The organism is Sphingomonas sp. BL-S-30 (genome assembly GCF_055521475.1).
On the sequence record NZ_CM145481.1, the window covers coordinates 4,044,162 to 4,057,500 of the forward strand.

At 64.9% G+C, this 13,339-nt stretch carries 11 protein-coding genes, 1 tRNA gene and 2 rRNA genes (1 of these 14 running past the window's edge); 5 read left to right on the plus strand and 9 right to left on the minus strand.

Going from position 1 to position 13,339, the window contains the following annotated elements; all coding sequences use genetic code 11:
• The first annotated feature begins 81 nt into the window (after positions 1-81).
• Positions 82-1,185: an NADH:flavin oxidoreductase/NADH oxidase gene (locus tag ACZ1I5_RS18785; protein WP_465173996.1), complete on the plus strand. Its 1,104-nt coding sequence runs from the start codon at positions 82-84 to the stop codon at positions 1,183-1,185.
• Between the two features lie 3 nt (positions 1,186-1,188).
• Here the strand turns inward: ACZ1I5_RS18785 and ACZ1I5_RS18790 are convergent, their stop codons facing one another.
• From ACZ1I5_RS18790 to ACZ1I5_RS18810, 5 genes are all read right to left on the minus strand, one after another.
• Positions 1,189-2,451, minus strand: coding sequence for an NRAMP family divalent metal transporter (locus ACZ1I5_RS18790; protein ID WP_465170766.1), 1,263 nt, complete (start codon positions 2,449-2,451; stop codon positions 1,189-1,191).
• A complete protein-coding gene (locus ACZ1I5_RS18795) occupies positions 2,448-2,738 on the minus strand; it encodes a UvrB/UvrC motif-containing protein (protein WP_465170767.1) in 291 nt (96 codons plus the stop codon). Before ACZ1I5_RS18795 ends, ACZ1I5_RS18790 begins: the two co-directional genes overlap by 4 nt.
• A gap of 91 nt (positions 2,739-2,829) precedes the next feature.
• Complete coding sequence (locus ACZ1I5_RS18800) at positions 2,830-3,903, minus strand: winged helix-turn-helix domain-containing protein (protein ID WP_465170768.1); 1,074 nt, start codon at positions 3,901-3,903, stop codon at positions 2,830-2,832.
• Between the two features lie 92 nt (positions 3,904-3,995).
• The gene (locus tag ACZ1I5_RS18805; protein WP_465170769.1) at positions 3,996-4,397 is read right to left on the minus strand and encodes a hypothetical protein; all 402 of its coding nucleotides are present in this window, start codon (positions 4,395-4,397) and stop codon (positions 3,996-3,998) included.
• Entirely contained in the window at positions 4,390-5,472 is a 1,083-nt protein-coding gene (locus tag ACZ1I5_RS18810; protein ID WP_465170770.1) for an FAD-binding oxidoreductase, read from the minus strand. Before ACZ1I5_RS18810 ends, ACZ1I5_RS18805 begins: the two co-directional genes overlap by 8 nt.
• Positions 5,473-5,617: 145 nt before the next feature.
• On the opposite strand from ACZ1I5_RS18810, the gene gntA reads away from it, so the two are divergent.
• A complete protein-coding gene (gene gntA, locus ACZ1I5_RS18815; protein WP_465170771.1) occupies positions 5,618-6,325 on the plus strand; it encodes a guanitoxin biosynthesis heme-dependent pre-guanitoxin N-hydroxylase GntA in 708 nt (235 codons plus the stop codon).
• On the plus strand, positions 6,322-6,918 hold the full coding sequence (locus ACZ1I5_RS18820; RefSeq protein WP_465170772.1) for a DUF1989 domain-containing protein: 597 nt from the start codon (positions 6,322-6,324) through the stop codon (positions 6,916-6,918). Before gntA ends, ACZ1I5_RS18820 begins: the two co-directional genes overlap by 4 nt.
• Positions 6,919-7,125: 207 nt before the next feature.
• Here the strand turns inward: ACZ1I5_RS18820 and ACZ1I5_RS18825 are convergent, their stop codons facing one another.
• Positions 7,126-8,361 (minus strand): TolB family protein, encoded by a 1,236-nt coding sequence (locus ACZ1I5_RS18825; RefSeq protein WP_465170773.1) that lies wholly within the window; start codon positions 8,359-8,361, stop codon positions 7,126-7,128.
• A 306-nt stretch (positions 8,362-8,667) separates the two neighbouring features.
• On the opposite strand from ACZ1I5_RS18825, the gene ACZ1I5_RS18830 reads away from it, so the two are divergent.
• Positions 8,668-9,321 carry a sulfite oxidase-like oxidoreductase gene (locus tag ACZ1I5_RS18830; RefSeq protein WP_465170774.1) on the plus strand — a complete coding sequence of 218 codons (654 nt, stop codon included), beginning with the start codon at positions 8,668-8,670 and terminating at the stop codon, positions 9,319-9,321.
• A gap of 57 nt (positions 9,322-9,378) precedes the next feature.
• Positions 9,379-10,413, plus strand: coding sequence for a DNA polymerase IV (gene dinB, locus ACZ1I5_RS18835; RefSeq protein WP_465173997.1), 1,035 nt, complete (start codon positions 9,379-9,381; stop codon positions 10,411-10,413).
• A 232-nt stretch (positions 10,414-10,645) separates the two neighbouring features.
• On the opposite strand, the gene ACZ1I5_RS18840 is transcribed toward dinB, so the two are convergent.
• The 3 genes from ACZ1I5_RS18840 to ACZ1I5_RS18850 all read right to left on the minus strand — a co-directional run.
• Positions 10,646-10,722, minus strand: a tRNA-Met gene (locus ACZ1I5_RS18840).
• A gap of 88 nt (positions 10,723-10,810) precedes the next feature.
• Positions 10,811-10,925: ribosomal RNA gene (rrf, locus tag ACZ1I5_RS18845) — 5S ribosomal RNA — on the minus strand.
• A gap of 245 nt (positions 10,926-11,170) precedes the next feature.
• Positions 11,171-13,339: ribosomal RNA gene (locus ACZ1I5_RS18850) — 23S ribosomal RNA — on the minus strand; it runs 627 nt beyond the window's last position.

Consider the following 13,339-nt stretch of genomic DNA (forward strand, 5'->3'; position numbering starts at 1 on the left):
GCGGTTGATTGTCGGATGCGCCATTCCGATCTGCACGGCGCGGCGGCATGTTGCCCCGGTTGCGATGGCGGAGACATGAAGATGGCAGGACCCAGGCTGTTCGAACCCCTGTCGATCGGGGCGCTGACCCTGTCCAACCGGATCGTGATCGCGCCGATGTGCCAATATTCGGCGGTCGACGGGTGCATGACCGACTGGCACCTGATGCATCTCGGCTCGCTTGCCCTGTCGGGCGCGGCGCTGCTGACGATCGAGGCAAGCGCGGTGCTGCCCGAAGGGCGGATCACTTATGCCGATGTCGGGCTGTATGACGACGCGACCGAAGCGGCGATCGCGCGGACGATCGAGAGCGTGCGGCGCTGGTCGGACATGCCGATCGCGATCCAGCTGGCCCATGCCGGCCGCAAGGCATCGACTGAAGTGCCATGGAAGGGCGGCGCGCAGATCGCGCCCGGCAACCCGCATGGCTGGCAGACGGTCGCGCCCTCGCCGATCGGCTTCCACCACAATGACCATGCGCCGCTCGGGCTCGACAAGGTCGGGCTGGACCGGGTGCGCGACGCCTTTGTCGCCTCTGCGCAGCGCGCGGCGCGGCTCGGGCTCGACGCGGTGCAGCTGCACGGCGCGCATGGCTATCTGCTCCACCAGTTCCTGTCCCCGCTGTCGAACCGGCGCGACGACGATTATGGCGGGAGCCTGGAAAACCGGATGCGCTTTCCGCTGGAAGTGTTCGATGCCGTGCGCGCCGCCTTCCCGGCCGACAAGCCGGTGACGATGCGGGTGTCCGGGACCGACTGGGTCGAGGGCGGCTGGGACGTCGACCAGACCATCGCCTTTGCCCGGGCGCTGGAGGCACGGGGATGCAGCGCAGTGCATGTGTCGAGTGGCGGGCTCGACCCGCGGCAGCATATCCCGACCGGCCCGAGCTATCAGGTACCGCTGGCGCGCGCAGTGAAGCAGGCGACCGGTATGCCGGTGGTGGCCGTGGGCATGATCACCGACTACGAACAGGCCGAAGCGATCATCGGCACCGGCGATGCGGACCTTGTCGCGCTGGCCCGGGGCATCCTCTACGATCCGCGCTGGCCCTGGCATGCGGCGGCGCATCTCGGCGGGCAGGTCAAGGCGCCCGACCAGTATCTCCGGTCGCAGCCGCGGCAGTTTCGCGACCTGTTCAAGGGCTGAGCGCTACATCACCACCATCGCCACTGCCGCGGCGGCCATCACCGCCGTGGCGACCCAGCCGAAGAAGAGCAGCGCCTTGTGGGCGGTATAGTCCCCCATGGTCGACTTCAGCGAGACGACGATCATCATCGCCGCCATGATCGGCACGGCGACCACGCCGTTGATCACCGCGCTCCAGAACAGCGCCTTGATCGGGTCGATCGGCGACCAGTCGATGCCGATACCGAGCAGGGTCGAGATCGCGATGACCGCGTAGAAACCCTTCGCCTCGAGCGGTTTGCGTTCGAGGCCGGTGTTCCAGCCGCGCGATTCCGCGATCGCATAGGCCGTTGAGCCGGCCAGCACCGGGATGGCGAGCATACCGGTGCCGATAATACCGAGGCTGAACAGCAGGAAGGCGAACTGCCCGGCGACCGGCCGAAGCGCGCTGGCCGCATCGGCGGCGCTGGCGATGTCCGTCTTGCCCGAGGCGTGGAGCGTCGCCGCCGTGCCGATCATGATCGCCAGCGCGACGAGGTTCGACACCGCCATGCCGCTGAACGTGTCGAAGCTGATCCGGCGGAATTCGCCCGCCGCCTCGTCCGGCGCGTCGTTCAGCGCGTGCTTGGCGATGTCCCGGTCGACTTCCTCGACCTCCTGCGAGCTTTGCCAGAAGAAGAGATAGGGGCTGATCGTGGTGCCGAAGACCGCGACGATCGTGGTGACCGCGCCGACGCCCGCGACGCTCGGCCAGACCAGGCCCCAGCCGACCGCCGCCCAGTCGACATGGACCATCAGAATCAGGGCGACATAGGCGAGCAGCACCAGGGTCAGCCATTTCAGGATGGCGGCATAGCGGTGATAGGGCACGAAGACCTGGAGCAGCAGCGAAACGATGGCGAAGGCAGCGGTGAACAGATGGCCGCCCGCCCCGGCGACGAGTTCGGCCGCCGCGCCCATCGCGGCGAGATCGGCACCGATGTTGATCGTATTGGCGACGAACAGCAGCAGCACCAGCCCGGTCACGGCCCAGCGCGGCAGCACCTTGGCCATGTTGCGGGCAAGGCCGGCATCGGTGACCCGGCCGATCCGTGCGCTGACCAGCTGCACCGCGGTCATCAGCGGATAGGTCAGCACCAAGGTCCAGAGCAGGCCGAAACCGAACTGCGCACCGGCCTGGGAATAGGTGGCGATGCCGCTGGGATCGTCGTCCGCCGCGCCGGTGATGAGGCCGGGGCCGAGCTGTTTGATCAGGCCGGGTCTGCGGGCAGTTTTTTCGGGAATCATGAAGGATCCTTGGCGCGACGCCGGCCGGTCGCGCGAGTCATCGGATCAGGTTTCTTCGGCGGCGTCCAGCCGGGCGGCGGGGTCATGCGCTGCTGGCTGGTGCCGAGGCCCATGCGGCCCGGCTGCTGGCGGATCAGCCCCGAGGTGTCGGCGGCCGCGGCCTCCTCGGCCGAGGCACCGCCACGCAACAGATTGAGCTGGTCGCGCAGGCGCTTCGCTTCCTCGAAATCCAGCGCGGCGGCAGCGGCCTCCATGCGCTTTTGCAGCTCTTCGATCTCGGCGCTCATGGCCGCATAACGCCATGAGGCGGAAATGGTCCCGGACGACGCACACTCTCCTTCCCTGGCATCCGCCGGGGAAGGGTTGGAAGAAAGTGCGTCACACCACTGGCCCGACCACGACATCGTCCAGCGCCAGCCAATCCGCCATGCGCCGCAGCTCCAAGGTCAGCCGCTCCATCGTCCCGGCCGGTGCGCCGGGCTCGAGCGTGACTCGGTGCGCCAGCAGGCGCGAGGCCTGGCGATCGGCCTTCAGGTCCACGCGCGCGACGAGGCGATCGTCAAGCAGGAAGGGCAGGACATAATAGCCATGGATGCGCTTTTCCGCCGGCGTGTAGATCTCGATGCGGTAGCGGAAATCGAACAGGCGTTCAGTGCGGGCGCGTTCCCACACCAGCGGATCGAACGGGGCGAGCAAGGCCGCCGCCTGCACCCGGCGCGGGCGCTTCGCGTCGCGGTGAAGCCAGGCCTGGTGCGTCCAGCCCCTGACCGCGACCGGGACCAGCACGCCTTGCTCCGCCAGTTCGGCGACCGCGCGGCTCGCGTCATCCGGCGTCTGGCGGAAATAGTCGCGCAGATCGGTCGTGGTGGCGATGCCGTGTGCGCGGGCGGCGATCTCGATCAGCGCGCGGTGCGCGTCCGCCTCGGGCGGCGTCGGCAGTGCGAGGATGCGGGAGGGAATGACGCGCTCGGTCAGGTCATAGACGCGCTCGAAGCTGCGCCGCCGGGTCGCGGTGGTGATGTGCCCGGCCCAGAACAGCCATTCGAGCGCATGCTTGGTTGCGCCCCATGCCCACCAGCCGGTGCTGCTCCTGCCCTCCTCGAAATCCGAGGCGGCGAGCGGCCCTTCGGCGCGGATGCGGGCAAGGATCGCCTCGACCTCGGCCCGGCGCTCCCCGGCAAAGACGCGCATGCTCTTCCAGCCGGCCACGCCCGAATCCGCGCGCGCCATGCGCCAGCGCAGCAAGGGGTGAAGCGACAGCGGCAGCAGCGACGCCTCGTGCGCCCAATATTCGAACAGCCGCCGTTCGGCCTTGCGGCCCCAGGCGGCGGCATCGAGCAGGGTGCGGTCATAGCCGCCGAGCCGCGAAAAGGCGGGCAGATAATGCGCGCGGACCAGCACGTTGACGCTGTCGATCTGGTGCAGCGCGAGCCGGTCGAGCGTGCGGCGCAAATGACCCTGATCGGCGCGCGCGGGATGCGCGGCGCCGAAACCCTGCGCGGCGAGCGCGATCCGCCGCGCCTGTGCGAGCGAAAGACTCTCGGTCAGGGCTGTTCGGCCCGGTAGGCCGCGCGGGCATAAGCATGGGCCGCCTCACGCTCGCGCGCCGTCTTGAACGCAGTCTCCGGATCTGGCGCCTCGCCGAGCGAGTGCAGCAACGCCCAGAGCGCGAAGCGGCGGCCGGGCTCGGCTTCAGTCCAGAAGGCCGTGCCGAGCCTCTCGATGCCCAGTTCGATCGCCGCGTCGTCGAGCGTCTCGATCGCCGTCGTGCCGAAATAATGATGGAGCAGCGCGTCGAGATCCAAACCCGTTCCCCTCAGCACCGCCGGAGCGGCGGTGAGCCCGTGTATGCCGCCGGGCGGCGGCGGGTGAACCATGCCCTGCTCCGGGCGCGCCGCCAAGCGTGCTTCGGCCGATCCGATCAGGCCGGCAGGCGGATCACGCACTTGCCCGGCGGGCCGGCAGATCGAGCAGGCCCGGCGCGAGCCGGCCCGACGGATCGAGCTGCTGCTTCCATTTGCGAAAGCCGGCAAAGCATTCGGCGCCGAAATGGGCGGCGATATCGAAGCCGGGATAGAGAAGCTCGGCCTGGGCATAGCGGCGGAAATCCGGATGAGCGCGCAGCCACAGGGTGAAATCCGCTTCGAGCGCACGGATCACCGCGTGATCGAAGCCCGCCTCAGGCTCCTCGCCCCAGATGCCGACCGCGACCAGATCCTGCTGGGCGGGATGGATCAGCGGCGGCGTGAAGCGCCCGAACGGCAGGGAATAGGCATAGGCCGGCCGCGCCTGCCAGGCATGCTGGTGCCGTTCCGCGATCGCTACGAGCTCGCGCCGGGCCTGGCTCCAGGCAGGGCGCGGCACGAAGGCACAGAACCAGATCGCCTTTTCCCAATGATGGCGGCTCGCCGGCACGCGGCCCCGCTTGCCGAGCGGCAAGGCCGCGTCTTCCCCGTCGCGCGGCCGCACGGCCATGGTCACCGAGACGATGATGCAGAGCTGCCCCATCGACCCGAACAGCCAGGGAAAGAGCGGATCGGACCGGCCGACCGTGCGCACCGCGCCGTCGAGCGTCACCACGTCGATACTCTCTACGCATTCCCAGAAGCCGCCATGCCGCCGGCTTTCCGCACCGAAGCCCCCCGCCGAAACAAAGCCACCCACGGTGGAGGAAGGCGCATTGCCGTCGTTCAGGACAGGCAGCTCATAGCCGAGCGGCGCGAGCAGCCGCTGCACGTCCCACATCGTCGCGCCGGCGCCGACGGTGATCGTGCCGGGCCGGGTGAAGACATAGGAATCGAGCCCCTTGGTCTCGACCAGTACTTCGCCCGAGCGTGGGATCGAGGAGCCGTTCATCGAATGGCCGGCGCCGCGGACACGCACGGCCATGCCGCGTGCCTTCACTTCGGACAGGCCGGCCCATAAAGACCCCACATCAGGCGGGGCGAAGCGCCAATAGATGCCGCTGCTTTGATGAAATCCGCCATAATCGGTCATCGGCCGTGAAGTCGGTTCGAACATCGGCATAGCCCGGAAAATGTCACATTCTCCCGGACGGCCCAAGCGCAGGTGGCCCCAATGTCGTTTTATTTCATCGCGGCGCGCTTGCTGTAGATCAGTGCGAATCCCGGGAACGGCGGCGGCGGTGAAGCGTCTTCCCCCGGCTATGTCACCACCCAGCACCCCCCTTCACCCCTGGCAGCATCATGCGCAGGACGAATTGCAGGCCATGATGCACGCCATGGTCGACGATCCGGCTTTCCCCTGTGTCGGCGCCAAGGCGGCCCTGGCGCGCGGCACGTTGCAGGTGCTCGCCTGTAACCGCATCGACAGCGCGTGGGACGATCTGCGCATCCATGACGGGCTGATCGCCTTTGCCGGCGCCTATCGCGCGGCGCCTGCGCTGTTCCGCAGCTTCGCGGTGGTGTTCGAGGGGCCGGAGGATCTGGCCGAGGACAGGTTCGAGGCGGCCTTGTGGGAACGCGTCCAGTCGCTGTCGGACAAGGATGTGTGGCGCGGCCAGGATTATGATCCCGCCGTCAGCCCCGACCCGGAAAACCCGCATTTCTCGCTGAGCTTCGGCGGCGAGGCCTTTTTCATCGTCGGCCTGCACCCGCATGCCAGCCGCCCGGCGCGGCGCTTCGCGAAGCCGGCGATGATCTTCAACCTGCACGACCAGTTCGAGACGCTGCGCGCCCAGGGCAAATATGAGGGCATGCGCGAGAAGATCCTGCTGCGCGACGAAGCGCTGGCCGGATCGCGCAACCCGATGCTGGCGCGGCACGGCGACACGAGCGAGGCGCGGCAATATAGCGGTCGCGCGGTGGGCTCGGACTGGGCCTGTCCGTTTCGCTATGCAGGGGACGCCAAGTGAACGACGTGACCGAGATTCCCGAGCGCAGCGGCACGGCCTTCCGGCTCGCCAAAGGCGAGACGCTGGTGGTGATCGACCCGCGCGGCGAGCAGGTGGCCGATCTGCTGGCCTTCAACGCCGATGATGTGGACGAGGTGATCTCGTCGGGGCGGACGCTCGACTATGCCTCGCGCCTCTATCTGACGACGGGCGACAAGCTTTATTCGAATCGCTCCAACGTGCTGCTGGAGATCGTCGAGGACATGGTCGGCCGGCACGACTTCCTGCTGACGCCCTGCTCGGCGGACACCTTCCGGCTGCTCTATGACGACTTGGCGCCGCACCGCGGCTGTTTCGGCAATCTCGCCGAAGCGCTGGCGCCCTATGGCGTGGTGCCGGACCGAATCCCGACCGCGTTCAACTGCTTCATGAACGTGCCGGTCGACGGCGAGACCGGCGAACTCAAGGTGCTGCCGCCGATCAGCAGGGCCGGAGACCATATCGCCTTTCGCGCGGCGGCCGATCTGATCATTGGCCTCACCGCCTGTTCGGCGCCGGATTCCAACGGCGGCAGCTTCAAGCCGATCCACTACCGGATCGAACCGGCGGGCTGAGCCTTACTCGCCGCGGTGGCGGACCGCGTCCTCGATGCCGATCCCGCCGAGCACCAGCGCGAACAGGACCATGCTGACGATAACGAGCAGCGGAAAGGCGTTGGCGATCATCTCAAAGGCTCCATCCAGGTGAGGATGGTGGGATGCGCCCCGGCTGCCGGTGGCGCTTTGACGCCGGTCAAATCCCCCAGCGGAGGCCCTCCCGCCTCAGTCGCGCGTGACGAAGGCGATCAGTCTGCTGTCGGGCGACCAGGCTGCCTTGTCGAGCGAGCCTGCGCCGCCGCGGAACTTCGACAGGGTGATGGCCTTGTCGGGCTGGGGCACGCCGTCCGTCACCGGCATGCGGCGCAGCGCGACATCGGTCGTGGCCGCAAGGGTGCGGACCGGCGTCTCGGTCGCAAGATAGACCAGCCACTTGCCGTCGGGCGACAGGCGCGGATCGAATGCGCTGCCCGCGCCCGTCTCGATCGGGGTGCGGGCGCTGCCATCGGCGCGGGCGCGCCAGAGCCCGGAGGCCGGACCGGCCGGGGCGCTCGAATAGACCCAGTCGCCACCCGGAAGGGCCGCCAGCGCGGGTGCCGCGCCGGTGAGTTTCCCGACCCGGTCGCTGTCCCAGCCGGTGGCGCTCCAGGCCGCGCCGCCCGTGTGATAGACGATGTCCTTGCCGTCGGGCGACCAGCCGGCGATCGCGATCGGGCCGCTGCTGCGGTGGAGCACGGTCTGTTCGAACTCATTGGTGACCTGGATGGTCTGCAGCACGGTATCGTTCGAACGGCCCGTCGCGTTCGCGGGAAGCGGGGTGATCTTCACCTTGCTGAACGCCATGGTCTCGCTCGTGGTGTCGTCATGCGCACAGACGCCCAGGCCGATATAATAGGTGCCGGTGATCTTCACCCTGAACGAGCCGCCGGCGCGGTGGAGCTTTCCATCGGTGCCGGGCACCGAGAGATAGGCATAGTCGCCGATCTTCTCGAGCTTCACCGTGCCGAGGCGGCTGGTGTTGATCCAGATGAGCCGGGTCTGCCCACCCTTCACTTCGCGATATTGCAGCGAGAGCTGGTCGTTGCTCATGCGGATCGCGTCGACATAGGCCGAATCCGGATCGAGATCCTGGCGCAGCACCACGCCGCCCTTGCGGTGGAGGAAGCCGCCTGCGGTCGGCGCTGGCTTCGGGCTGGTGAAATCGAGGTCGGTCTGCATCGCGACATTGCCCGACATCGGCTTCCAGGTGAACTGGAAGGCGTCGTGCCCAGCCCACATGTTGCTGCCCCCGCCGGTGATCGAATAGGTGCCGGTCTTCGCATCGTAAGAGGTGTTGCCAGGATGCGCCGGCCCGCCGATGTCGCGGTGATCGACGAACTGCCCGGCCGGCCGGGGCGTTTCGGCGCCCGCAACACTGGCTACGAGCGCGATCGACATGGCTACCCAGCGCGACAACGTCATTCGATAATCCTCCCCGACGCAGCGGCGATTCCGCCTGCGCGGATCATATAGCATATCTGATTTATAGCTAACATTGCTTTGCGCCACTCGACGCACCGACCAGGGCCCGACCACCGGGCTGATCCAGTGGTTGCAGCAGGACTAGGGCCTGACCCTGTCCGAGAGCGCTCAGCTCGGCAGCGCGGTGCGCCTCACCATCGCCAATCTCGCGGGGCGCAGCGTCGGCGTGTCGGCGCGGATCGACAAGGCCCTGTTGCCGGCGAAGCGCGTGCTGTAATCAGGGCGCGCACGGCACAGGAGCGACGGATGGACGACGACATCCCCGAAGCGAGCAAGCTCACCCGATCGAAGCAGCGCTGGGCGAGCGAGGGCAAGTTCCTGACCGGCCACAGCGCACGCCCCGACACCGAGCGCCTGCCGCCCGGCCAGCATCTGGTGCGCGACTGGCCGGTGCTCGACCTGGGCCAGCAGCCCGATGTGCCGACCGAACGCTGGATGCTGACGGTGAGCGGACTGGTCGACAACCCGGTCGCGCTCGACTGGAAGGCGTTCATGGCGTTGCCGCAGACGGGCATCCGCACCGACATTCACTGCGTCACCACCTGGTCGCGCTACGATAATGACTGGCAGGGCGTGCTGACGCGCGACCTGCTCGATCTGGTCCAGCCCGGCGAGGACGCGGCGTTCGTGCTGCTCCACGGCTATGACGGCTATACCACCAACCTGCCGCTGGCCGATTTTGCCGCGCCCGACGCGATCCTGGCGCATGGCTGGCAGGGCAAACCGCTGGCGCGCCAGCATGGCGGGCCGGCGCGGCTGGTGGTGCCGCATCTCTATTTCTGGAAGAGCGCGAAGTGGATCAAGGGGATCGACTTTCTGGCCGCCGACAAGGCCGGCTTCTGGGAGGTCAACGGCTATCATATGCGCGGCGATCCCTGGACCGAGGAGCGCTATTCCTGAACCGTGCCGTCAGTGCCAGAAGGCGGGGCCGTGACCCGCAAGATCATCCATGTCGATATGGACGCCTTTTACGCGTCGGTGGAGCAGCGCGACGACCCGTCGCTGCGCGGCCGGCCGCTGGCGGTGGGCAGCCCGAGCGGGCGGGGCGTGGTCGCGGCGGCGAGTTACGAGGCGCGGCGCTTCGGGGTGCGCAGCGCAATGCCATCGGTCACGGCGCTCAGGCGCTGCGCCGAGCTCGTGTTCGTGCCGCCGCGCTTCGAGGTGTACCGCGCGGTCTCGCAGCAGATCCGGGCGATCTTTCTCGACTATACGCCGCTGGTCGAACCGTTGTCGCTCGACGAGGCCTATCTCGACGTGACGGAGAATCTGCGCGGGCTTCCTTCCGCGACGGAGACGGCGGCGGAGATAAGGGCACGAATCTTCGAGACGACGGGCCTGACGGCGTCTGCCGGCATTTCCTACAACAAGTTCCTGGCCAAGCTCGCCTCGGACCAGAACAAGCCCAATGGGCAATGTGTCATCACGCCCGGCGGAGGCGCGGCGTTCGTCGAGAAGCTCGAGGTCGGGCGGTTCCACGGGGTCGGGCCGAAGACCGCGGAGAAGATGAACCGGCTGGGCATCTTCACCGGCGCGGATCTGCGCGCGCAGGAAATGGCGTTCCTGCAGGCGCATTTCGGCAAGGCCGGCGCCTGGTATCATGCGATCGCGCGGGGCGAGGACGACCGGATCGTCAACCCGGACCGGCCGCGCAAATCCTCGGGCTCGGAAACGACCTATAGCGAGGATCGCGAGACACCCGAGCAGGTCGAGGAAGGCGTGCGGGCGATGGCCGACGATGTATGGGCCTGGTGCGAGAAATCGGGCGGGCGCGGGCGGACGGTGACGGTGAAATGCCGCTATGCCGATTTCCAGACGGTGACGCGCAGCCGGACACGGCATGCGACGGTGAACGACCGCGAGACCTTGCACGACACGGCGATCGCGCTGGTGCGGACGCTGTACCCGCTGCGAGCGGGGATCCGGCTGATCGGGGTGACCCTGTCGACCTTCGATGGGGGTGAGGACGAAGCGCAGCTGGATCTACTGGGGTGAGGTTTCGACGTTGAGAAAGAGCGCCGGCGTTTTGCGATCGTCGGAGTATTGTCTCTAGTCGGAGGCTGGTGTTTTGACTCGAGGGTCTGGGGCGCAAAATGTCATGAAGGTCACTGACATTTTTGGAGGCCGTGGCCGAACGCGTTGCGGCCCGCGAAGCGGATGCTTTGCGGGCTGTGGGTGTTGGTATGAGATGGGTTCTGTCGCCGTTTCGGCGTTGGAGTTGAGACGTTGGTTGCGGGGACAGGATTTGAACCTGTGACCTTCAGGTTATGAGCCTGACGAGCTACCGGGCTGCTCCACCCCGCGCCAAGGTTCGCACCCGCTGGTTGGCGGGTGGATGACTGTGAATGGGTTCTGATAGATCCGTTTTTCGTGTTGTTTCACCGGCTTCAATGCCTGGCGACGACCTACTCTTCCATTGCTTGAGCAATAGTACCATCGGCGCAGTCAGGTTTCACGGCCGAGTTCGGGATGGGATCGGGTGGGGCACTGACGCTATAGCCACCAAGCAATGAGGCCGGTGAGACAGCTCGCGGTCAGTTTCCTGACCGCGGGCAGATCCCTTGTGAGGATCTGTCTCGAAAAACGGTTCTTACGGGTCCCATCAAAGTGATACTTTGATGGGTTCCCTTAAAATCGATGCACGCTTTAGCCTGAATTCAGGTGTAGTTGTTTATTAGGCGTTGCTGTCAATCATCCGACGATCGCGGACAGTGCTGGATCTGAACCCAGGATTGTCGTTGATGGTGGGACTCTCAAGCGCAAATAGAGCAATTAGTATCGGTTAGCTCCATGCGTTACCGCACTTCTACATCCGATCTATCAACGTCGTGGTCTCCGACGGCTCTATGAAATCTTATCTCGAGGGAGGCTTCCCGCTTAGATGCTTTCAGCGGTTATCCCGTCCATACATAGCTACCCTGCTGCGCTTCTGGCGAAACGACAGGTACACCAGAGGTATGTTCAACCCGGTCCTCTCGTACTAGGGTCAACTCCTCTCAAATTTCGACGCCCACGGCAGATAGGGACCAAACTGTCTCGCGACGTTCTGAACCCAGCTCACGTACCACTTTAATTGGCGAACAGCCAAACCCTTGGGACCTGCTCCAGCCCCAGGATGTGATGAGCCGACATCGAGGTGCCAAACAACCCCGTCGATATGAGCTCTTGGGGGTTATCAGCCTGTTATCCCCGGCGTACCTTTTATCCGTTGAGCGATGGCCCTTCCACGAGGGACCACCGGATCACTATGACCGACTTTCGTCTCTGCTCGACTTGTCAGTCTCGCAGTCAGGCTGGCTTATGCCATTGCACTCTAACAGACGGTTTCCAACCGTCCTGAGCCAACCTTCGCGCGCCTCCGTTACTCTTTAGGAGGCGACCGCCCCAGTCAAACTACCCGCCACAGAGGGTCCCTGATCCAGTTTCATGGATCGAGGTTAGACATCAGAAAACAACAGGGTGGTATTTCACCTATGGCTCCACGACAGCTGGCGCCGTCGCTTCAAAGCCTCCCACCTATGCTACACAGTTCTTTCCTAATGCCACTCTGAAGCTGCAGTAAAGGTGCACGGGGTCTTTCCGTCTAACCGCGGGTACTCCGCATCTTCACGGAGAATTCAATTTCGCTGAGCATGTCCTGGAGACAGTGGGGAAGTCGTTACGCCATTCGTGCAGGTCGGAACTTACCCGACAAGGAATTTCGCTACCTTAGGACCGTTATAGTTACGGCCGCCGTTTACCTGGGCTTCATTTCGCAGCTTGCACCACTCCACTTAACCTTCAGGCACCGGGCAGGCGTCAGGCCCTATACGTCGTCTTGAAGCCGACTTAGCAGAGCCCTGTGTTTTTGCTAAACAGTCGCTACCCCCTGGCCTGTGCCCCCTCAAAGTGCTTGCGCATAGTGAGGGCCTCCTTCTTCCGAAGGTACGGAGGCAATTTGCCGAGTTCCTTCAGGACACTTCTCTCAAGCGCCTTGGTATACTCTACCTGACCACCTGTGTCGGTTTCGGGTACGGTCTATACGGTGGGGCTATTTCCTGGAACCTCTTCGAAGCCCGCCCAATCCAATAAGGGCGAACAACTCACGAGATCCGTCACACACCACCAGGCCCACGAATATTAACGTGGTTCCCATCGACTACCCCCTTCGGGCTCGTCTTAGGGGCCGGCTCACCCTGCGCGGATTAGCCTTGCGCAGGAACCCTTGGTCTTTCGGCGAGAGGGCATCTCACCCTCTTTATCGCTACTCATGTCTGCATTCGCACTTCCGATACCTCCAGGATCCATTACCAGATCCCTTCACTGGCGTACGGAACGCTCCGCTACCGCTCATCTTGCGATGAACCCTAAGCTTCGGTGCGTGTCTTGAGCCCCGTTACATCTTCGCCGCAAAACCTCTTATTTAGACCAGTGAGCTGTTACGCTTTCTTTAAAGGATGGCTGCTTCTAAGCCAACCTCCTGGTTGTTTTGGAAGTTTCACATGCTTTCCCACTTAGACACGACTTGGGGACCTTAGCTGTAGGTCAGGGCTGTTTCCCTTTTGACGACGGACCTTAGCACCCGCCGTCTGTCTCCCGGATATCACTCGCAGGTATTCGGAGTTTGGTTAGGTTTGGTAGATCTCGCGACCCCCTAGCCCATCCAGTGCTCTACCCCCTGCGGTGTCCATCCGAGGCACTACCTAAATAGTTTTCGCGGAGAACCAGCTATTTCCCGGCTTGATTGGCCTTTCACCCCTAAACACAACTCATCCGGTAACTTTTCAACGTTAATCGGTTCGGACCTCCAGTGCGTGTTACCGCACCTTCATCCTGGTCATGCCTAGATCGCCGGGTTTCGGGTCTAATACATCAAACTTAGTCGCCCTATTCAGACTCGCTTTCGCTGCGCCTACACCTAACGGCTTAAGCTTGCTTGATA

Coding starts and splice junctions, on each gene's coding strand:
- ACZ1I5_RS18795 (WP_465170767.1), bottom strand. CDS start 2,738: ATGAGCGCCGAGATCGAAGAGCTGCAAAAGCGCATGGAGGCCGCTGCC.
- ACZ1I5_RS18790 (WP_465170766.1), bottom strand. CDS start 2,451: ATGATTCCCGAAAAAACTGCCCGCAGACCCGGCCTGATCAAACAGCTC.
- ACZ1I5_RS18830 (WP_465170774.1), top strand. CDS start 8,668: ATGGACGACGACATCCCCGAAGCGAGCAAGCTCACCCGATCGAAGCAG.
- ACZ1I5_RS18785 (WP_465173996.1), top strand. CDS start 82: ATGGCAGGACCCAGGCTGTTCGAACCCCTGTCGATCGGGGCGCTGACC.
- ACZ1I5_RS18810 (WP_465170770.1), bottom strand. CDS start 5,472: ATGTTCGAACCGACTTCACGGCCGATGACCGATTATGGCGGATTTCAT.
- ACZ1I5_RS18825 (WP_465170773.1), bottom strand. CDS start 8,361: ATGACGTTGTCGCGCTGGGTAGCCATGTCGATCGCGCTCGTAGCCAGT.
- gntA (WP_465170771.1), top strand. CDS start 5,618: ATGTCACCACCCAGCACCCCCCTTCACCCCTGGCAGCATCATGCGCAG.
- dinB (WP_465173997.1), top strand. CDS start 9,379: ATGGACGCCTTTTACGCGTCGGTGGAGCAGCGCGACGACCCGTCGCTG.